Origin of the sequence: Rhodanobacter sp. FDAARGOS 1247, from assembly GCF_016889805.1 — a bacterium.
Classification (GTDB): Bacteria; Pseudomonadota; Gammaproteobacteria; order Xanthomonadales; family Rhodanobacteraceae; genus Rhodanobacter.
On record NZ_CP069535.1, the window covers coordinates 2,346,189 to 2,366,172 of the forward strand.

The 19,984-nt window shown below is 60.6% G+C and carries 16 protein-coding genes; 5 read left to right on the forward strand and 11 right to left on the reverse strand.

The genetic code is table 11. The annotated features are described in order from the left end of the window. Nucleotides 1–30: 30 nt before the first annotated feature. Together I6J77_RS10725 and I6J77_RS10730 are read left to right on the forward strand one after the other, a co-directional pair. Nucleotides 31–549, forward strand: a complete 519-nt coding sequence (locus I6J77_RS10725; protein WP_204108968.1) for a lipocalin-like domain-containing protein — start codon at nt 31–33, stop codon at nt 547–549. A 160-nt stretch (nt 550–709) separates the two neighbouring features. Beyond that, a complete protein-coding gene (locus I6J77_RS10730; protein ID WP_204108969.1) occupies nt 710–1,261 on the forward strand; it encodes a LemA family protein in 552 nt (183 codons plus the stop codon). A gap of 55 nt (nt 1,262–1,316) precedes the next feature. On the opposite strand, the gene I6J77_RS10735 is transcribed toward I6J77_RS10730, so the two are convergent. The 5 genes from I6J77_RS10735 to I6J77_RS10755 all read right to left on the reverse strand — a co-directional run bounded on the left by I6J77_RS10735 (nt 1,317) and on the right by I6J77_RS10755 (nt 8,133). Then, the gene (locus I6J77_RS10735) at nt 1,317–3,137 is read right to left on the reverse strand and encodes a DUF2207 domain-containing protein (protein ID WP_204108970.1); all 1,821 of its coding nucleotides are present in this window, start codon (nt 3,135–3,137) and stop codon (nt 1,317–1,319) included. Nucleotides 3,138–3,344: 207 nt separating this feature from the next. Then, the gene (locus tag I6J77_RS10740) at nt 3,345–5,426 is read right to left on the reverse strand and encodes an alkaline phosphatase (protein WP_204108971.1); all 2,082 of its coding nucleotides are present in this window, start codon (nt 5,424–5,426) and stop codon (nt 3,345–3,347) included. A gap of 185 nt (nt 5,427–5,611) precedes the next feature. Next, the gene (locus I6J77_RS10745; protein ID WP_204108972.1) at nt 5,612–6,415 is read right to left on the reverse strand and encodes a hypothetical protein; all 804 of its coding nucleotides are present in this window, start codon (nt 6,413–6,415) and stop codon (nt 5,612–5,614) included. Between the two features lie 97 nt (nt 6,416–6,512). Beyond that, nucleotides 6,513–7,112 carry a 2'-5' RNA ligase family protein gene (locus tag I6J77_RS10750; RefSeq protein ID WP_204108973.1) on the reverse strand — a complete coding sequence of 200 codons (600 nt, stop codon included), beginning with the start codon at nt 7,110–7,112 and terminating at the stop codon, nt 6,513–6,515. Between the two features lie 100 nt (nt 7,113–7,212). Continuing rightward, complete coding sequence (locus tag I6J77_RS10755) at nt 7,213–8,133, reverse strand: alpha/beta fold hydrolase (RefSeq protein ID WP_204108974.1); 921 nt, start codon at nt 8,131–8,133, stop codon at nt 7,213–7,215. Between the two features lie 82 nt (nt 8,134–8,215). On the opposite strand from I6J77_RS10755, the gene I6J77_RS10760 reads away from it, so the two are divergent. Both I6J77_RS10760 and I6J77_RS10765 read left to right on the forward strand, forming a co-directional pair. Beyond that, complete coding sequence (locus tag I6J77_RS10760; protein ID WP_204108975.1) at nt 8,216–9,343, forward strand: alpha/beta fold hydrolase; 1,128 nt, start codon at nt 8,216–8,218, stop codon at nt 9,341–9,343. Between the two features lie 250 nt (nt 9,344–9,593). Further along, a complete protein-coding gene (locus I6J77_RS10765; protein WP_204108976.1) occupies nt 9,594–10,241 on the forward strand; it encodes a hypothetical protein in 648 nt (215 codons plus the stop codon). Between the two features lie 247 nt (nt 10,242–10,488). On the opposite strand, the gene I6J77_RS10770 is transcribed toward I6J77_RS10765, so the two are convergent. Then, a complete protein-coding gene (locus tag I6J77_RS10770) occupies nt 10,489–11,292 on the reverse strand; it encodes a DUF3667 domain-containing protein (RefSeq protein WP_204108977.1) in 804 nt (267 codons plus the stop codon). Nucleotides 11,293–11,594: 302 nt separating this feature from the next. On the opposite strand from I6J77_RS10770, the gene I6J77_RS10775 reads away from it, so the two are divergent. Further along, entirely contained in the window at nt 11,595–11,780 is a 186-nt protein-coding gene (locus tag I6J77_RS10775; protein WP_204108978.1) for a hypothetical protein, read from the forward strand. A 188-nt stretch (nt 11,781–11,968) separates the two neighbouring features. Here I6J77_RS10775 and I6J77_RS10780 read toward each other — a convergent pair whose 3' ends face one another. The 5 genes from I6J77_RS10780 to I6J77_RS10800 form a co-directional block, all read right to left on the reverse strand. Further along, nucleotides 11,969–12,529 carry a hypothetical protein gene (locus I6J77_RS10780; protein ID WP_204108979.1) on the reverse strand — a complete coding sequence of 187 codons (561 nt, stop codon included), beginning with the start codon at nt 12,527–12,529 and terminating at the stop codon, nt 11,969–11,971. A 573-nt stretch (nt 12,530–13,102) separates the two neighbouring features. Further along, nucleotides 13,103–13,768: a hypothetical protein gene (locus I6J77_RS10785; RefSeq protein ID WP_204108980.1), complete on the reverse strand. Its 666-nt coding sequence runs from the start codon at nt 13,766–13,768 to the stop codon at nt 13,103–13,105. A gap of 361 nt (nt 13,769–14,129) precedes the next feature. Then, complete coding sequence (locus tag I6J77_RS10790) at nt 14,130–14,936, reverse strand: hypothetical protein (protein ID WP_204108981.1); 807 nt, start codon at nt 14,934–14,936, stop codon at nt 14,130–14,132. 194 nt (nt 14,937–15,130) lie between these two features. Beyond that, nucleotides 15,131–16,525 (reverse strand): gamma-glutamyl-gamma-aminobutyrate hydrolase family protein, encoded by a 1,395-nt coding sequence (locus I6J77_RS10795; protein WP_204108982.1) that lies wholly within the window; start codon nt 16,523–16,525, stop codon nt 15,131–15,133. 1,691 nt (nt 16,526–18,216) lie between these two features. Then, a complete protein-coding gene (locus I6J77_RS10800; protein WP_204108983.1) occupies nt 18,217–19,983 on the reverse strand; it encodes a hypothetical protein in 1,767 nt (588 codons plus the stop codon). Nucleotide 19,984 lies beyond the last annotated feature (1 nt).

Genomic DNA, 19,984 nt, shown 5'->3' on the forward strand with positions numbered 1-19,984 from the left:
CCTCCCCCCGATTCGACAGAGGAAAACCCCATGAACCCGCACCGCCGCTTCTCCCGTCTTGCCGCCATCGCCTGCCTGCTGCCCGGCCTGGCCTGCTCCGCCGGCACTCCGGCAAACGACACCCATGGCGAAATCTCGCTGGCCGGAACCTGGACCCTGGTGGCGGCCGACGTGCTGCACCCGGATGGCTCGCGCTCGCGCGACTACGGCGCCGCGCCGAAGGGCCTGCTGCTGATCGACCACGCGGGGCATTACTCGCTGCAGCTCTACCGCAGCGACCGCCCCCGCTTTGCCGACCCGAGCAAGGCCAGGGCGACCGCGCCGGAATACCAGGCAGCCGTGATGGGCTCGAGCACCCACTACGGCACGGTCGCGGTCGAACCGGACCACCATCTGGTGTTCCGCATCGAAGGCGCCTCCTTTCCCAACTGGGAGGGACAGCAGCAGAGCCGCAGCTTCGAGTTGCGCGGCGACACGCTCAGCTACCGGGTGCCGCCACGTCCGGACGGCAACGTGCCCATCTCGGTCTGGCGGCGCATCGGCGACTGAGCCAGGCCTTTCATCGATCGTTGCCCCTGACACCTTTTCGCCGGGACGGTTTACTCTGGCGCCAGTCTTGCTCCGCCACATGGCGGGGCGCTTTGGGGTTACGACATGCGGCGAGGTTCAGTGGGCCACGCGCCCACGGGCCGGCATCAGGAGGCGTCACTTGATCTTCTACACAACGAGCCTGCTGCTCGCCGTCGGCGCGATCTGGCTGTTCAATCGGCTGATACGCCTGCGCAACCAGGTTCGCAACGGCTGGAGCGATGTCGATGTGCAGCTGCAGCGTCGACACGATCTGGTGCCGATGCTGGTCGAAACGGTCCAGGGCTACGCCAGCCACGAGCGGCAACTGCTGGAAAGCATCGCCCGCGAGCGCAGCGCCGCCATGAACGCCAACAGTCCGGCACAACGAATCGCGCCGGAGCTCGCGCTCGGCCAGCACCTCGGCCGGCTGGTCGCGCTGGGCGAAGCCTGGCCCGAGCTCAAGGCCAGCAGCAATTTCAGCCAGCTCGCCACCCGGTTGGTGGAAATCGAAGACACGCTGCAGCACGCGCGGCGTTTCTACAACGGCTCGGTGCGCGAGTACAACACCGCCCTGGAGACTTTTCCCACGCTGCTGATTGCCGGCGTGCTGGCATTCAAGCCCGCCGAATTCTTCGCCGCCGACGCCGATGCCCGCGCCCTTGTCGAGGTCGAACTGAACCAGGTTGCCTGACGCAGCGGGGCCGACACGACGCATCCACCGGATCAGCAAGCCGCGCCGATGAGCATCACTGCGGGACGCGCTGCACCAGGGACTGGGCAAAGGCCAGCAGATTCAGCGCGGCCTGTTCGTTGTCGGAATTCAGGCTGGCGGTGAACTCGGTCTGCCTTCCGGCCTCCTCCAGCGACTGCGCGAAATGGGTGTTCCAGGTCACTTCCACGTCCAGTGCCATCGCATACGGCAGCAGGCTGGCCTGAAGTTCGGGATGCAGCGACGGCTTGTAACGCGCATCCATGTCCTGCTGTTCGGCCGTATCGAGATACCAGCGGAAGCCGCGCAGCTTGTGCAGCACCGGCGTGTCGGCCTGGGGTTGACGCAGCAACCACCAGCCGGCGACGACCTGGCCGGCCAGCAGTGCGGCGCCCGCCAGCCAGTCCGCCCGATCACCACCGCCCATCAGGCCGGCCGCACAGATCGCCGCCACGAAAAACGCCTGTGCCCGGGTCGCACGCAGGAGCGCAAGCCGAACCGTGCCCGCGGCGATCGCCAGCGCAAGCGCACTCATCAGGCTGATCACGATGATCTCGGCGATCATCGTCCATCGACTGTCGATGCCGAAGAACAACAGCGTCGCCGCCCCCAGCGCGATGAACCAGCCCGGCATCAGCAACAAGGCGGGGTCCAGCGGGCGCTCGTCCGCGCAGCGTGCTTCCACCGCGCGTCGATAAGCCATCTCGGCAAGGCCGGTGCTGTCGGCGTTGCCTTCCGAAAACGACACCGTGTGGCCGAACGTGAACAAGGCCCGGCGCAGCAAGCGTTCGTCAGCCGTCAGGCCTGGCATGCCGTCATCGCCCGTGCGCGTGGCCAACCAGCTGCCGTCGTCCGCTTGGGCGAGCGTGAGCCCGCCCTTGGCCGCGATGCCGAGCACTCCGGCGGCAAAGCATCCGCGATCCCAGAAGCCATGCCACAGCAACCGGATGGCACCGGCGGACCAGCCTGGCGGCGCTTCGTACTCCACGATCACGGGCTTGCCGGCGCCACCGCTGATGAGCCGTTTCGCGATCAGGCAGTACATCGCCAGCACCGCCAGCCACAGCGGTCCGTTGAACATCCACCCTGGCGCCTTCGGTGCGTCGAACGACCATGCCTCGCTCACCCTCGGAAAGGTGACCACCGCATCCAGCGCCTGCCCCGGCGCGATGCCCGCGGCCCAGTCGAGCGTCATCCGGGTTCCGCTGACGTGGATCTCGCCCTCGTCCACCTGCACGCCATCGAGCTGGAAGTACGCATGAATCTGGCTGGACGGCGTCTCCTCCGGCAGGCTTACCTCCAGGCGAGCGTGTTGCAGCGGCAGTCGATCGCCGGCCATAGTCAGCGGCCAGACCAGCCTGCCCTCGTCGACGGCGACGCCATGCAGGATGCGGAATTCGATTTCAAATTCACGTGGTCCGCTGCGACGCCCCGGAGGCACCTGGATGCGCACGCCGTCGACCCACGGCACAACCTCGGCGTTCAAGATCTGGTGGCTCTCGCTTGCCCCCACGAAGTACACGTCGACGGGCTTGAGCTTGCGGCCCGGAAACGCCAGGTCCCGTTGGAATCCCGGCGGAGCCCATGCGTTGACCCGCGTGGTCTCGTCGACCTCGATCGCATGGCCGTACCCCACCGCAATCTTCGTGTCGCGCGACAGCATGGCAGGCTGGTCGTCGGCCGGACTGGCGTCCTGCGCGATCGCAGTGCTCGCCGTGGCCGCCACCAGCACCATGACGACGAAGCACAGCAGGCCCGCGAGCGCTCGCCGCGATCGATCCGACCCAGGCCTCACCAGTGATCGCCCGAAACCACGCCGGTGCAACAGTCCCTGACGGGCATGGACGTGGCGCGCCAAGGGCGCATCGGAAGCGGCCCACGTCGCACCTCGCAATACGCCCGCCACATGTCGCCGAAGCTCGTCCCTGGCACGTCTTTCCCCTGAATCCCTGACCGACCGGATCGCCCGGCACTTTCTGTCTGTCGCCGCGGAAGTTTCCTTCCCGATCGCGGAGCTTGCAACCCGGGCTGCGCGGCGTCAGAGCCTATCCGCTTTCGCCGTGCGTCACACCGCCAGGCCCGGATCGCCCTCCACCACCGTCTGCCGCATCCGCGGTCGCTCGCCGGCCTGCCACAGTGGCACTTCGTGGCGGACGCGATAGCGCAGCGGGCCGCCGTCCGGGCTCGGATTGCGCTCGATCGGGCGCGGGATGCAGATGAAGTCGGTGGCCATCGTGCTGGCGTCGACGCGGATGGTCGCGTAGCCGTGGCCACCCATGTCGACGAAGGCGAGGTGCGGGGCCAGCTCGGGATTGCTGACGGCGTGCGCCTTCTTGAGGTCGCCGCTCCTGGCGAACTCCAGCGCCGAGCGCACGCCGTGATGCATCAGCAGGTTGACGGTGGGCTGCGTGGGTCCGTTGCCCGGATTGGCGACGTACAACGGGCGCAGCGGATCGTCCTTTTTCAGGTTGTGCTCGGAGGCTTCGAGCATCCCCGGGGAAATCAGCGAGCCGCCCACGAAGGTGACGCCCACGGGCTCGAACGCGGCGGGCGGCAGGGCCTTGGCCGCGTAGCCGGCCCAGAAGCTGTGGCGGTCGCCCGAGACAATCGCGAAACCGGTGATGCCCCCGTCGCGCACGGTGTCGAAGATCTCCGCGCGTTCGTGGTACGCGCCGCCCCAGTCGCTGGTGGCCATCACGGCATAACCTTCGCCGGACCACGCGCCCAGCGCGGGCGGAAGATGCTGCGGGTCCACGCGCCAGTCGGGCGTGCCCAGCGAATTGCCCCAGATCTTCCAGGTGGCTTGCGCGCCGCGCAGGCGTTCGAGGAACCAGGCTTTCTGCTTCGCCCCCAGCAATGTCTGCGCCGCTTCGCCGGCGCGGTAGTTCGCCACGCTCTTGCCGCGGAAGGACAGCTTCGCCGGCGGATGGCCGCCGGCATAGTCGCGGCCGCCGTCGATCTGCATCGCCAGTTCCTCGGGCACCCAGCCCAGCTGGTCGCCTTCGAACAGCGGGTTGATCTCGTCGTGCGAACCCGGGTCACGCGAGCGGAAGCTGTGCTGGTCGGTGAGGATCAGGTCGATGTGCCGGCCCCAGCGCAGGGCGCGGTACACGATCAGGCTGTTGATGGCGGCGAGGTTGTTGGCTTCGCGCCCCAGTCCGTCGTCATCGAACTCGGTAACCAGAGTGTCGACGACGTGCGGCGCGGCGAAGCTGTCCAGGCTGGCGCCCGGTGCCGCGACCCGCGCCGGCTGGTATTCGAACCAGGCCTGGTTGGCGGCGACCTTGAGCGTCTGGGCGGGCACCCAGCCTTCCGTGCCGGGGAACTCCTGGATCGACTGCCAACCCTGCCAGGAGAATTCGTGGTTGTCCCACACCGCCACGAACGGCCAGCGCGCACGCGCATCCTGCAGGTCCGGGTCCTGCAGGTAGCCGTGGTAGAGGGCGCGGTAATCCTCCAGCGAGGCCGGCACCCAGTAACGGTTGTTGGCGACCGTCTTGCCTGTCGGGTAGTGCACCGGGAACGTGATGCGGCGGTCGTAGCGATGGCCGTCCTTGACCTGGTCGGGGTATTGCACGACCTCGTAGACGAAGTCGCCCAGGTGCAGCACGAAACCGATGCGATCCTCGGGCGCGGCGCGCTCGTCTTCGAAGATCATGCGTCGATAGGCGTTCAGCGCGCCCTCGCACACGTCCTGGCAGCTGACGAAGGCGAAGCGTGCCGGCCGTGCATCATCGGGCGCGGGGGCCGTCATCGTGCGGCCGATGCGGCTGCCGTTGCCCTCCTCGTCCACGAAGCGATACCAGTATTCACGGGCCGACGGCAGCTGGCCGACCAGCACCCGGCAGGTCCAGTCGGACGCGGCCGACACCCGCGCCGCCGTGGTCGCGATCACCCGGGTGAAGGCCGGGTCCTGCGCCACCTCGACCCGCAACGTGGCGCTGGTGCGCCCATCCGCATACGGACGCCGCGTCCACAGCAGGACGCTGTTGTCATCCGGATCGCCGGAGGCGACGCCTTGCGGATACACCTCACGCCGCTCGCGCCAGCCGCTCGACGAAGGACGCAACGGCGTGCACCCCAGGGCCAGCGCCGCGCCCAGCGTGGCGGAAAGCTTCAGGAACTGTCGGCGGTCCATGGTCGGCATGACGTCTCTCCCCCGCAGCGGATCGTGGTGATCGGTGCGGGGAATGCTGGACCTGACAGCGGGCCGAGGGAGTGTGCCGGAAGTACCGGGAGCCACTGGAGCTCGCCACCACGAACAGGCGGTGGCGAGCAACGTTCATTGGCCATGTCCCTTCAGGTCGGCGTCGCTATTGAAGCCTGCGAGCACTACACCGGAAAGTACCGATCGACATCCAGCGCCTTGATCCCCGAGGGATGCGCCTGCGCCTGGTAATTCTCGATCGCAGGGTCGTCGTGGGCGCGGCAATTGAGGTAGCGATAAGACGACGCGACTTTCGGGATCGCCTTGTCGAACACGCTTTTGCAAACGCTGCATTGCCGCTTGCAACCATACAGTGCCAATGTGCCGCGCACACTGTCGGGCACCCGACTCAAGGCCGCGAGCAGCTTCTGCTCAGCATGCTCGTTATCCCCCGAACCCACGGTACCTTCGTAGTTGCCGGTGACAAAAACGATGCCCGAGACAGCTGGCGCTGTGCCCGTGCCCGGTGGCTGCAGCGCGTAGCCGACGGGCTTCTTGCCGGCAACTGGCAAGGCGCCAAGGGCAGGCGGATAGGCCAGGTCACGCTTGGCCCCCGCATCGTCGAGGCCTGCAAGTTCGGCGAGCAGAATTTCCGCGGGTGAACCCGGCGGCACGAAAATCTCCTTCGCGCCGAGCTTCATGCGTTTGAAGACGCGTGTCTGGCAGGCCTCGACATGCTCGACGAGTGCCTCCGGCGTCCCGATCAGCAGCTTTTCGAGTATGGCTTTCTGCAACACGGTGTCGGCATCGTCGTTGTTGGCGACCCACAGCGCATCGCGCACGAAGAGTATCTGCGTCTCCTGCAGATTGCCGCCGCCACCGATCTTCGGTGCTCCCGGCCCCATCAGATAACGCAGGTCGCCATCCGCCTTGACCCGTGCGGCAGCGAGGTTGAGGTACAGGGCCACCTGGTTCATTGAGTAAGCCATGGGAATCCTTTCGATGGTCGAAAATCACGAGACGGCATCAGGATCAACGGGACAAAGATCCGAACCCATCACACGACGCAAACCGTCAGGGACCGCGTTACTGCAGAACCCAACGGGCCAGATGCAGATGCTCCGACTTGCCCACGTTGCTGGCAACGAGATCGACCGCTTCGACGTGGAAACTGACGGGTTCGATCGACCGGCGTTCGGCTGACAAGCCGTCGCCATAGCCGAGGGTGAGGTGCGGGACGATGGTTCCCCGGCTGGCGGAAAGACCGAACGGCTTTTGTGCATCGGCCAGCGCGACGCGCAAGCCGTTTATGCTGTTCGTGCTGGATGCATCCGCCAGCGCCACGAGTGCACGGCCGTCGCGCCCAAAGCCGCCCACCAGCACATCAAGGGTGAGCTCGAATGGCCGGTACGAAAAGCCCTCCGCGGCCAGACCCAGGGCCACTTCCAGCGGCTCTCGCAGCCGCCGGGGCACGCCGACCTCCGCAACACTGACGTGCAATATCTCGTCCGGGCGCAACGTTACCGGTGGAACACCGTGCTGGCGACATGCCTTCTGCCGCCACGCAAGCACCCGTGGCAGATCGTCGGCGGATGGATAGAGCGCGAAGAACACGGGCGCGACGTCACGAATGGCGCCAAAGCCGATGGCTTCGGGCTGCAATGATTCTGGAAAAAGATCGTTCATCCTCACTCCCGTTTCGCAGCGATCGAAATCTCCTGCCGGCCTGGCGAGACGGCTCCGTCGCTCCGCCGCAGCACGACCAGTCTCGTCGATCGTACTCTCGTCAATGGCCGTCCAAACCATCGCGCAGCGCCTCGGCGAATGCCTGCGGCTGGTCGATCCAGGCGCAGTGCCCGGCATCACGGATGACGCGAAGGCGGATCTTTCCCGCCTTGGCCAGGGCGGACCACAAGTGGGCCGACGGATCAAGATAGTCGCTGTCTCCCTGGATGACGGTGATCGGCACCGGGTGCGCCGCGATCGCCGGACGCACGTCCCAGGCAGGCATGCTCGCGGCAATCGCCGCGCCCGCCGCGTGGTTGTAGTAGATGCCGCCGCTGGTGAGCTGACGCCAGCGCTCCACGTGCACCAGGTCCAGCGGCGCGTTGTAGCGGATGCGCAATCGCATCCTCGCCTGCCGCGATGTGTCGCCGCCCTTGTCCGACGGCAGGCCGGCCTCGGCCAGCGCCCGCGCGATGGCGTCTTCGCGCGACATCATGGCGGTTTCCCGCTGGTCCAGCGCCTTGTCGTAGGCATCCGCCATGGCCTTGTCCATCACCGGTGGCAGGGAGCCGGCCAGAACCAGGCGCTCCACGTGCGCGGGATGGGCCCGGTAATAAGCCATGGCCAGCAGGCTGCCGAACGAGTGCCCGAACAGCACCAGCCGATCGCGGCCCAGCGCGACGCGCAACACCTCCAGGTCATCCACCATCTGGCGCATGGTCAGCTTGCCCTCGGTTCCCGCCGGCACCGGCGACAGGACGCTGCCGCGCTGGTCGTACAGGACGAAGGCATGCTGTTCCAACTGCGGGCGCAAGGCATCGATGATGTAGTGGAAATCGCGCCCCGGACCGCCATGCAGGAACACCACCGGCGAACCCTGCCCGATCTCGGTCACGAACAACTTCGCCACATGATCCGTCGTCGGCAGATACCAGGCGTTCTGCTGCACCTGGTTGAAGACATCGCGCTCCCCTGGCTGCACCGTCCCGTCAACGTCGGCCGCGCTCGCGGCGGAGCATGCGAGGCCAGCGGCCAGAACAATGGCAAGAAGATGAAACGAGCGCATGGCTGCCATCCTTCATGAAGACGGAACGAGGTTATGGCGACAGGTGGTGGCAAGCAAACGCCACAAGTCATTGGTTGCCTGGCTGCTGCGTTCCCAAGCAGGAAGCACGCATCCGGCCTGCCTCGCACTCGCGTCTGAACCCGGAGCACGCAGCGAAACCTGCCGCCTTCTACTGAACGAGGCCCTATCCGACGACAGGCGATTCACAGTGGGTCGCCCAAGCTGGACGCCCGTTCGCGAGGCATCGCGCATGAACGCAAACGACGCAGCCGCATGGCGCCATCGGCAACTCGAAGTGGACGACGTTGCGATCCATGCCGTCGAAGGCGGCACTGACACGCAGCCGACGGTGATGTTCCTGCACGGCTGGCCGACCTGTTGGCAATCGTTCGAGCGGGTGATGGCCGCGCTGGCGGCGCACGCGCACGTGGTGGCGATCGACCTGCCGGGTATCGGCGGCTCTCCCACGCTTCCGGCGGCCAGCGACAAGCGCACCCTGGCCGGCTATGTGCGCGGGGCTATCGCGCAACTGGGTTTGCGGCATACCACCCTGGTCGGTCACGACGTGGGCGGCATGATCGTGTATGCCTTCCTGCACGCGTGGCCTGGCGTGCTGGAGCGGGCGGTGATCATGAACACGGCGGTGCCGGGCGTGGCCCCCTGGCATGAGGTGGAGCGCAACCCGCACATCTGGCATTTCGCATTCCACGCCGTGCCGCAACTGCCGGAAGCGCTGGTGGCAGGCCACCAGGCCGAATACTTCGCCTTCTTCTTCGACTCATTGTCCGCCCGCCCCGAGGGCGTGGACTCGCAAGCGCGGAACGTGTACGCAGCCGCCTACGCGCAACCGCAGGCCTTGCATGCGGGCTTCGAGTGGTATCGCGCCTTCGGGCAGGACGCGCAGCACAACCGCGACGCGCGTGGTCACCAGGTGGAGACGCCCGTGCTCTATCTGCGTGGCGAGGCGGAACGCGGCATCGAACTGCGGCGCTACGTGGACGGACTGCGCGAGGGCGGGCTGGCGCATGTGCACGGCGGCCTGGTTCCGGCAAGCGGTCATTTCGCGCCGGACGAGCAACCCGAAGCGGTTGCGGCTGCGCTGCGGGCATTCATGGCCGAGACCTGAAAACCGGAGAACTCGCCCTCCCTCGGACACGGTGCCGTGTGGCGCCCGCGTGGGCGGCCACTGCGGGCAAGCAGCCATGAGTGAGTTCAACTAGCCGCGTCCCCCTTAATCCTGGAAGGAGCCAGCATAGTCAGGCCGGGAGCACGACGTACAGGCTCAGACGCGCGGAGCTGATGTGCCTCCTCCCGATAAGCTAAATTCCAGCTCAACTGAATCACCGCAGCACAATGCAAGTCACAGGGGCGAAGATATGGAAACAACACTGACGTTTGCGGCGCTGGAGGCCAAGTTGGAGGAGGTGCCGCAGCATCCATATGCCTCGACTGACATGACAAAGAAAGCCCGTTGGGGCTTGGCCATAGGTTTCGTCTCAGCGGGACTTGGCTTGTTGGCTGCAAAGCTCCTTCCTTCCAACCATCTCAGCACGGTGATCATCACCGCGACCTTTCTGCTGGTGGAATTGGTTGCATTAGGTATCGCCATGGCAACTCAGCTGCCGCGTTCATGGCCAACCTTCGCTGGCGAAAGACGCGAGGCTGCCGAAGAACTGGATTTTGATTTGCCCCACAACCAAGAATTGATTCGTTGGATACAGAATTGCCCTCGCGATCAATTGGAAAAATTGAGCGACTACGCCAGCTATCGGCTGGAGCGCTTGCGCGAACGGCTGCCATTGCTTACCGGCGGTATCGAGAAGCTAGGCGCACTGCCCGTCTTCATTGCGCTCTACATCCAGTTCAAGGACGCCCAATGGCCGCCGCACCCCAGCTGGATTGAGATCGTCCTTGTCTTCGCGTTGGTATTTGGCTACTGGACGAGCCTTCTGCAGCTCAATGTGCGGTTCCGACTGCAGACGTACGACATGTTGTTGAAGAAGGCGCTGAAAGAACTGACCTAAGATCGCTGTCAGAGCGGTGAAAGCTCAAGAAACATGTGGATCAAGGGCCTTTGAGAAAGCCCACTCTGCTCCCTGTTTCCGCCCCCTGTTTCCGAGCTCACCTGGAAATCCCGGGCGTACCGCTCCACATCACCCAGCGCGGAATCAATCGACGCGCCATCTTTCTGGATGACAGAACAAAGGGGGCCAGAACAAAGGGGGTGACGAGCTTGAGTCAGTGCCAGTCGTCCCTGGCGCCTCTTTACTTTTAGCCAAGCATCGACATGGAGACCAATACAAACCCTGCGGCAGCAGAGATCAGAGAGCTGGCCACCGTGAACAGGATGAAGCCCAGCAAGGCGCGCAGCGCGGTCTTCCAGCGCGAGGAGCTCTGGAAGTACTGCACCAGTGAAAAGACCAGATAGAAGAAGGCAAAGGGAACGACCCACATTTGCGCGCTTGGCAGCCACCTCTGGACGAGTACGGCAGCCGCCATGAAAATGAAGGTCTGCACAGTCAGGAAGGCCGAGATCACCAGCCATTCGGGGTAGTTCAGCCCCCTGCCCTTGAATGCCAACCAGAAGGCCCCGGCCTGAAACGGCAGGAGAAGAAGCGTAAATGCGGCCAGGTGTGCATTGATCCAGTCTTTCACCGCAACGGCGGTCTTGGCCGACGCTGCAGCCGCTGCGCCTCCCTCAACCCCGACGCTGGAGCCCTCCACATAACCGGCGCCAGCCTGCAGGGAGGGGCCGATCAGATCGCCGCCCAGCAGAAACTTGCCAAGCAATACCACCAGCGCCGCCGAGATCATCAACAGCAACATCGGCTTGACCTGGTTGGCGCGCCGCCCTTCGATGTAGTCGCGCATCAAATGGCCCGGCCGCAGCATCAGCTCCTTGAGCGAATAAAAGATGCCCCGGTCCATGTGCAGCACACTGTGCTCCAGCTCATGCCCGAGAAAATGCCAATCGATGCGGTGTGCGGGCGTGGTTTGGCCGCAAGTGGGACAGAATTTCTGGTCAGGACCGGCAATGGCGCGATCGCAATTGGCGCAAGCGCCCGATTGAAGCATTCTCACTGTCTGCCGCCCCTTGAAGTGTCCTGCCTGATTTTTACACGAGCACGAACAGGAAGCGCGACCAGATCAAAGAAAAACCGCGTCTGATCATATGGGGCGGAAGATCGGGTCAAACCGCACGGGTCAGTTTCGCTTTCCCATGCCGACGGGTCCTGCAAGCGGCGTCAGGTTCACTTGCTGACATGCGCGGTCGGTCAGCTCCCACGAAGTGCAATGTTCGAGGATGATACTGGCGAGATGTGCGCCCGCCGATCTTGGGGCACTCGCGATGGGAAGCACCCCAAACGAACGCGCCCGTGCCTATCAAGCAATGGTTGAACGCAGGCATCGCACCCGACGACCTGCAGCAGCTGAGCGTGCACGCCAGCCAGGAGCGCGCCCTTGGTGACGAGCGCTTCCAGCACATGGTGGAAAGCACCCTCGGACGCCCGGCGGTATGTCGCACGCGTGGGCGGCCACCGCGGGCGGGCAGCCATGAGTGAATTTAATTAGCCACATCCCCTTTAATATGGCGCGATCCTCGCGCCGCATGAAACACAGCGGCGGGTGGTCAGCGGCAAGACGGGCATTGCTCCTCACGATCACAGGGAAGGGCAAGTGCGGGCCCATTGACCCCGGCGGCGAAATGGTGACCTCGTTAGTTCTTGGTTGCCCGAACCCCGTTGGCGTCTCAGCACACCCGCGTCAAGGTTGATCCACGAAGCCCCGCTCCAATCAGCAAACGGCTCAGCTCTGCGTGCGCCGCCTCGTTCAAATAGATGTCCATTTTCTTCCGCAACGGGTCTTTGAACACTTGTGCGCTGAGCGGTACGGAGTCCGGCAGGAAGGCTGGCTTGATGACCTTCTTGCCCTCGGTCTCCGAGCGATCGAAGTCAATGCACTGAACGACGTTTGTGACGTTGTAGAAGTACAGACGCTGATCGCCGCCACCGAGGCCTGTCTCGTCGACCATGTCGAGTTCCAGGAACTGACCGAACGGCTCAAGAAAGCTTTTGAGCGCCTCATAGGCCTTTCTGTTCAAGACGACGCTCGCGCCCATCACGAAGCTCAGGTCTCCCAGCGGGTGTTGCTTCTTCTTGACCCGCTCGATACCGGGCATGACCTGGGGTCGGATATCCCATGTCTTGTGCGTGCCATCGGCTGTGAACACACCAGCCAGGATGTCCTCGTCCCGCACCGGCAGTAGCGTCGTGAACCCGTTTGCTGCACCACTCCAATTCCAGATTTGCATGGCGTGCCTCAATAGACAAATTGGCCGCGCATCAGCCGACCGGAAATCGACCGCAAGATGCCACGGAGTTCCTGAGCATCCGAGGTATCGTCCGCGCCGGCCAACTCGGCCACGACGTTCGATCCGTATGGATGTGCTGATGCGGAGAGGCGTTGGGCATGCTGGCAGTTTTTGTGGTGGAAACAGGGGTCAGAGGACGGAAACAGGGGTCAGAGTCGACTTTCGAAACAGGGGTCAGAGTCGACTTTTGAAGTGCACTCTGCCCCCTGTTTCCGACCCTGTTTCCGAAAAGTGCACTCTGACCCCTGTTTTCCTCGGACGCCCTGCTGTGTGCCGCACGCGCGGCCGACCACCGCGCACAAGCAGCCAGGAAGACATTTAATTAGCCACGTCCCCTTTAATTCTCTTTAATTCTCTGTACGGCTCTCTAAAGACACGCCCTAAACCATTAACGATAGAAGGGACGGAGGGAATTATCTCTACTTAACTCCCTCCGTCCTCATTTGCCCCGGGAAAGAGCAAGTGCGGGCCTATTGACTACGGACAGCGAAATGGTGACCCCTGTTTCTCGTTCTACATACGTTCCATCCGAACGTTCAGGATGTCGTTTGCGAAGCCCCTTACTAGAAGGGCCTCCATTTTGTTAATCATTGGGCCTTCAACCTCATAGACGCTGACATAGGCGGCCAGATCGTTAAGCTTAAGCTGGGTCCGGGTAGGCTGCCGACCCAGCGTGTAGGCAGCCTTGAAATTCTGCCTACGCGTCGGATGACTAACTCGATATACAGTTTGTGTATCACGCTGCCGATTGAAAGCATTCTTGATTTCGTGCCAGAGCGACTGGTCTTTGGCCTTGCCAACGTAAAGTGCTCGGCCGCGCGAATCGTAGAAGATATAAACACCCTTTGCCTCGGAGAGGCACTTCCGAAGCTGAACATGCAGGGGATTGTCGTCTTTCCCAGTAGCGAAAAGCTCGTACTTGATCCCGCCCGCGGACTCGACAGGATTGATCGGAAAATATTCAATGATCGGCCGTAGCATTCCGTCGTGCGCTCGTGAGACTGCCGCCTTGCTCGCACTCCTGATGATATTGCAGATCTGGCGCGGTGACAGGTCAGCTTTCTGCCGCTTCCAAGCTCCAATTGATATCTCTGTTACGCCTAGATGCTTTGCCAGAGCACGATCAGTCCCCAACGACATTTGCCGCCTAAGATAACTAACGAGTTCATCGCCCTTCATGAGACACCTCCTGAATAACCAAGCAACGAAAAGTGCACTCTGACCCCTGTTTCGCGGCACCTGCGTACGTACGCCAGCCAGGAACGCGCCCTTGGTGACGAGCGCTTCCAACGCATGGTGGAAACCACCCTCGGACGCCCTGCTGTGTGCCGCCCGCGCGGCTGGCCACCGCGCAGAAGCAGCCAGGAAGACAATTAATTAGCCACGTCCCCTTTAATTCCTGCAGCCAGAAGACATTTAATTAGCCACGTCCCCTTTAATTCCGACGTCATGATGCCCGGCCCCATCGGGCCCGAATGGGCCATCTCAACCTGACCCCGCTCTTGAACAAAGAAGGCGCTCCACTGGATGTGGAAGCCCGCTATTTCCGAGCAACCGGAGCGGGGCGGTTGCCCGCTTCTACGCCATGGGCCTCGGTCGACTCTATGAAAGCAAGTGAAGTAGGACTAACGAGCTTGAATAGACGTTTTGCCTTATCGTCGCTCGGCAGGATCAAAAGCAATTGATCACCGACAGGTCCAACCAATCGCCATGGACGACTGTCGGACGTTGCCAGCACCGTGACGAGCGGCAAGTGGGACGCACTCGCACCCTGGAATTCAGCACTCGCTTGCCCGATGAAGCCCGGGGCGAAGATCAACCCATAGACGACAATGCCGTCGTAAAGATAGGGCATGTAGCCTTCAAACCGTCTTCCGCTCGCAAGTATGGCCGTCAATTCGCCAACCGATACCCCGGTCGCGATCGCCCAAAAGAGTCCAGTCAGAAAAGTAAATCCATGCGCCCAAGAGGTTTTGAGCAAACCCCACGGGGGATCGCTAAGGACCCAAGTGATGCATCCAGAAAGCATCCAAAATACAGCCCACCTGCCAAGTCGCTTGGCAGTGGAATGGCCGGCTATGAAGTGCATGACGCAACCCGCGCTCAACACAGCTGTCAAGGAAACAACCCAAGCCGCTGAGCGTGCTACCTGCGCAATACTCATCAGGTCGAACGCCCACCTGGCGCCAAGCTCCGAATAATAAGCTGCTGACATCCGCCATCCGACGACGTAAGCGATCGCAGTGATTCCCAGAACGCCACTAGCAATTTTCGGCAGTGCGGAAAGGAGCCGGCCGGCGGCCAACAATGGCGCTGAAGTGTTTGTCTGTTCCTGATCTTCGCTCATATGCGCCCCCGTTTCTCCGTAAAGGGTAGCCCATTGCGGCGTCAATTTCGGCCTAAACGGGGCGGAGAAAGTTAAGGAAAACAGGGGTCAGAGTCGACTTTTAAAATGCACTCTGCCCCCCCTGTTTCCGACCCTGTTTCCGAAAAGTGCACTCTGACCCCTATTTTCAACCCCTGTTTTCTCTCTGAGGTTTATCAGATTCGCACACCAGCTGCGCTCAACTTGGAGAGCGCCTCTCGATACAAATTTCCGGCACCGACTGGCTTGCCCTCCCTATCCAAATCATGGGATTCAGCGATGAGACGAATGGCGTCTGCAGTCAATTCCATGCGCCCAGACCAAAGGTCACGAGAAAACTGGGTGATTACGGCTTTGACGAGTCGACCAGCCGCCTCGAAGTCGCCGCGATCCGCTTCCCGCACGGCATTGCCAATTACGGCGAAGGCACGTGCCTCCCGATCCAGTGCCTTGGCGATACCCGCCCTTCGCTGCTGCGCTGTGAGCGCCGCCCCCACGATGAATAGGAAAAGCCGTTGGGCGTGTATACGCCCCCCAACAGACCCTTGCGCCTGGCCGGGCATGCCTGGCATGTAAGTTTCAGGATGCCACTGTATGCCTATCTGGGGCGCTCCAAAGCGTGTTTCAAAGGCCTCTACAGTGGCTGACAACGGATCGTCGCAGAATGCTGAGATTTCCAGCATTTTGTCTGGATCTACCGCACTCGGATCGACGGGCGCCAAACCGAAATCATTGCGTTTGGCATTGTACCTAATGCAGGCAACCGCCCAATGTGTAGAGTTTATCCCACTCAATTTTCCGCCACGATCACCGACCATGGTTTCAGGGCTGATCCTTACACCGTGGGAGAGCCCCCAGACATCGCTCGCTTGGGTCGACACCGACTTGTGTTTACCCCTCTCCGCAAGTGGCAATGTGCGCACCTTCCCACCGTAACTTTCCAGCAAACGCCATGAGCCAGCGCAAATGGCGAGAACAGGAATCCCGCGCACACGGGCAATGTCGAGCAGCCTTGCTTCATATGGGGCACGACTCGCGGCCTCCGTGAACTCTCGCAGGGCCTTGTCGTAAGCCGCTCCAGCCTTCCTCCCGCCCGGGCGGTCGGGACCCGGGTCCAACTTGCGGTTGAAGTTTCGCTCCTCCGAGGATCGATCCAAGTGTTGCGATGTGGCTGATTGACTGGCCGGGGCAGCAGGTGCGCCAGGGATATACAGCAGATCTATGCCATCCAGCTCGTTGAAGGAACAGAACGCATCTCGATTCGGTGTCACGGGCCCCGACGCCCCCGCAGGCAGCGGTACACAAACGACTCTGCAGCCGGGACCCGGAATCAGGTCATTAATCGCCAACAAGCCTTTGACGTCATGGTCGCCGTGAACGGCTCCGCCACCATCCGTGCGAAAGCACACCCCAATCCGAACTGTGGGCAGCGAAGATTCTTTCTTAACCGTACGCGCCAACCCACTATGTTCAAGCAATTCTCTAGCTTTGGCGACATGTTGCTGCGCTTTCAATTGCGATATTTCGTTTGCAACACGAACAGATGATTTCTGGAATTTGGCGTCGACCATGCTCAATCTCCTTAATGCGCTGTCTCAAACTCCGTGATGGATCTATCCGAGAGTGCGGAAATCGGCACTCAACTAGGGGCGCTTCCTGTTTCTCAACGACATGCCCGTAGCAGGCCTTCGCACGGCACGCTTCTCAGAGGTTCAGACGGCTGTAAGCGAACCTGACCCCGTTTTTGCTCGATCACCGGGGAAGAGCAAGAGCAAGTGCGGGCCTATTGACTACGGACGGCGAAATGGTGACCCCGTTTTTACTTTGTTTTGTCTCCTTTTAATTGCCTCTATCTCCGACAATCGCCGAGGTACCGGTCATATACCCCGGCCCGAGCGCACGACTTGACGCATAGCAACCAAGTTCGCTTCCACAAGGCTGGGTTGCCAACCATATTAATTGAGGCCTCCTTGCAACGCTTGGGTGATGCATCTACGTAACAGTTCACTGCGTCGCCCCCAGCCTTTTGGCAAACGGCGATTTCATCGAGCGTAGGCACGAGGTCTGGATCAGGTTTAGACATTTCACGCACAGCCGCAACCAAGCGCCGAAATTCAGACCCGTTGTTGGACGGTGGAGGAGTCGCAGTGCTCTGCCAGGCGAAAAAAATAAAGCCCATTAACATTGTCGACCTCCTCTTTTCTATTCGCGGAACAGGTCAAGCATAAAAACGTGGCTAGGTTCCCTTCTACCCCACCTCAGCCATCCAGACATCTTGCCGCTACGCAGCGGGGCAGTTCACCTTCGCCGTGCGCCAATTCAAACGGTTGTAAGTGAACCTGACCCTGTTTTTCCACCGTTTTTCCAATGCTCGAGGATGATACCGGCGAGACGGGCGCCCGCCGATCTTGTGGCACTCGCGATGGGAAGTACCCCAACGAACGCGCCCGTGCCTATCAGCAATGCTTGAACGCAGGCATCGCGCCCGATGACCTGCAGCAGCTGAGCGCGCACGCCAGCCAGGAACGCGCCCTTGGTGACGAGCGCTTCCAGCGCATGGTGGAAACCACCCTCGGACGCCCCGCTGTGTGCCGCCCGCGCGGCCGACCACCGCGCACAAGCAGCCAGGAAGACATTTAATTAGCCACGTCCCCTTTAATTCCCTTTAATTCAGTTTTCCCCGATGACTTCCGCGCGATGGTGGGAGCCAATGCCCAACGCTTCGCCGGCATCAGGTCCCTACATCGACCGCCTCATGACAATTCAAACGGTTGTAAGTGAACCTGACCCCGTTTTTGCCGTTTTTGGCTCAAGCGCGCGGTGCAGAGCGCAAGTTCCAAATCTGACGCGCTCAAGTCGTTCCAGAGCACTTGTGCGAGCAGCGTCGTTGGTCAACTGAACCCTCTCCTTTAGAAGTGAAACGGAGCCCGTTACTGCCCGGTTATGGCGGTAAGTGAACCTTACCCCGTTTTCCCCGATGACTTCCGCGCGATGGTGGATGCCAACACCCAACGCTTCGCCGGCATCAGGCCCCCACATCGACCGCCTCATGACAATTCAAACGGTTGTAAGTGAACCTGACCCCGTTTTTGGCTCCGACCCCGTTTTTGGCTCCTTCCAGCGCATGGTGGAAACCACCCTCGGACACCCTACCGTGTGCCGCCCGCGTGGGCGGCCCCCGCGGGCAAGCGGCCAGCAAGACATTTAATTAGCCACGTCCCCTTTAATCCCGTCCCCTTTAATCCTTTAATCGTTTCGGCTTCTAGATTCCGTCCTTACTCACTAGCAATTCAGAAGATTCGCCGTCAATTTTATCCACACTATTAAGTCGATTCCTAAAACTTCCGTATAGGATCGCACCGAGTTCGAACGACTGCTCAATTGTAACAGCGCCATACTCCCCACAGGAAAGTCCAATGACATCGAAAAGCATAATATCAAAATAGCTATGCCCGTTCTCTATAAGCGTACTAAGGTATGAAGGACTACGACTAGTATGCACGATTAAATTTCGTGCACGATAGAGCCGCCGGAGCTGCCACGCCACTTTCTTCTCGTGCCGATCGAGCATCGAAATAATATTTTTCGATGTTGCGAGCTGTTCTGATAGCTTAAAACATCGATATCGCAAAAGATGAAAATCGCCAAGTCTCCCATATAACTCATCACGAATTTCCCGGCAATCTTCTGACGCTATTAGGCGGGCAACCTTCTGTAGAGCAGACGCACCTTTCTCGGAAGGCACCTTGTTCAGTATTTTCTTGATTCTCCATCGATCCCATCTGGTCAAATCAAAGAGAAGCGTCTCTAGCAGCCTTCTTGTGTAAGATCGCGCAACAAATGGAGTTGTCGCCTTTATAACCTGTTTAATCTTTGATCCACCGACATGCGATGGAACTAAGGTCTCAATAGCGGTCCACAGATTTACCAACTGATTGTCAGCAATATCCTGTGCGACACAAATACCGTGAAGATCAGCCACACGATTAAAACGCTGAAAGCTACTTCGATCATTTCGCGCAGAAAATCTAGTCAACAAAATGTTGAGTTCCTTAGACGCCTTATCTGGCCGTAAATCAAAGGCCTTTTCCATCGGCCCTTTCGGAGCAATGGCAACCGCAGACTTTTTGTCGCAGCATTGACGAACAACTAAAGCCTCTGGACGCCACGTCAACTGGCTCTTATGGTAGAACAGAGTGAAAAGATCACTTAGATTGTCCAGCCGACCGAAGGCTTTGTGACGCGCGGAAAAAGCGTCGAAGGCCCTGACTTTGAGGACCTTGATAAATACCTCATTCTCCGTTTTTGGATTATCCAATAGGTATTCTGCGTTTTCTTCGGGCAACTCATCAAGTATCTCAAGCCCGAACGAACCTATAGATCCCGACACACCCTTAATTTGTGAAGAACCCAGAAAATATACAGAGTAGCTATGAATCTTGGGCGTTACCAAACTAATAAATCCGTCCAAATCGTCTGGCGAACATATGTCAGAGCCGTCGGGCGAAAAGAAATATTCCTGCGTGGAGTTGAAGATGAACTGCTTACTCATCCCCACATTGATTAATGTCGTAACTAGCGACGAAGCGAGGCTGTCGATTTCTCGCTTTGCGGACTGTCGAACTGCTACTGCAAGCCTATCAATTAAAGCATGAAGATACCGACTTGAATTAATGGTTCGGCCCAGCGCCTCCAAACGTAGCTTCGTTACGGGCAGAGGCGTCTCGTCATTTCTAAGTGTGTAGTAATTGATATCTGCGTTTAGCAGATTTTTCGCGACATCGTCATTTTGAAGACTCCAAGTTAGCTCCTCCAGAACCGGCTCAAGATTAGCCGGCTCAATGAAGCCCTTGTCTATCTCATAAATAAGTTCAATCGCCTCAACGCATAGAAAGGGTGCATTTAATGCGGGCGGCTTATAAGTATCAAGGGTGTAGTCAAATAAGAGCTCATCTAGTCTTTGAGCAAAAAACAGAAGCCCAACCGTTTGATCATCAAGCGTCCATCGACTGAGATTCTTCAGCCTCATC

Excerpts from the sequence above, each read along its gene's own strand:
- I6J77_RS10725 (WP_204108968.1), top strand. The coding sequence starts at position 31 with ATGAACCCGCACCGCCGCTTCTCCCGTCTTGCCGCCATCGCCTGCCTG.
- I6J77_RS10740 (WP_204108971.1), bottom strand. The coding sequence starts at position 5,426 with ATGCCGACCATGGACCGCCGACAGTTCCTGAAGCTTTCCGCCACGCTG.
- I6J77_RS10745 (WP_204108972.1), bottom strand. The coding sequence starts at position 6,415 with ATGGCTTACTCAATGAACCAGGTGGCCCTGTACCTCAACCTCGCTGCC.
- I6J77_RS10750 (WP_204108973.1), bottom strand. The coding sequence starts at position 7,112 with ATGAACGATCTTTTTCCAGAATCATTGCAGCCCGAAGCCATCGGCTTT.
- I6J77_RS10760 (WP_204108975.1), top strand. The coding sequence starts at position 8,216 with ATGGCTGCCATCCTTCATGAAGACGGAACGAGGTTATGGCGACAGGTG.
- I6J77_RS10765 (WP_204108976.1), top strand. The coding sequence starts at position 9,594 with ATGGAAACAACACTGACGTTTGCGGCGCTGGAGGCCAAGTTGGAGGAG.
- I6J77_RS10770 (WP_204108977.1), bottom strand. The coding sequence starts at position 11,292 with ATGCTTCAATCGGGCGCTTGCGCCAATTGCGATCGCGCCATTGCCGGT.
- I6J77_RS10780 (WP_204108979.1), bottom strand. The coding sequence starts at position 12,529 with ATGCAAATCTGGAATTGGAGTGGTGCAGCAAACGGGTTCACGACGCTA.
- I6J77_RS10785 (WP_204108980.1), bottom strand. The coding sequence starts at position 13,768 with ATGAAGGGCGATGAACTCGTTAGTTATCTTAGGCGGCAAATGTCGTTG.
- I6J77_RS10790 (WP_204108981.1), bottom strand. The coding sequence starts at position 14,936 with ATGAGCGAAGATCAGGAACAGACAAACACTTCAGCGCCATTGTTGGCC.
- I6J77_RS10795 (WP_204108982.1), bottom strand. The coding sequence starts at position 16,525 with ATGGTCGACGCCAAATTCCAGAAATCATCTGTTCGTGTTGCAAACGAA.
- I6J77_RS10800 (WP_204108983.1), bottom strand. The coding sequence starts at position 19,983 with ATGAGGCTGAAGAATCTCAGTCGATGGACGCTTGATGATCAAACGGTT.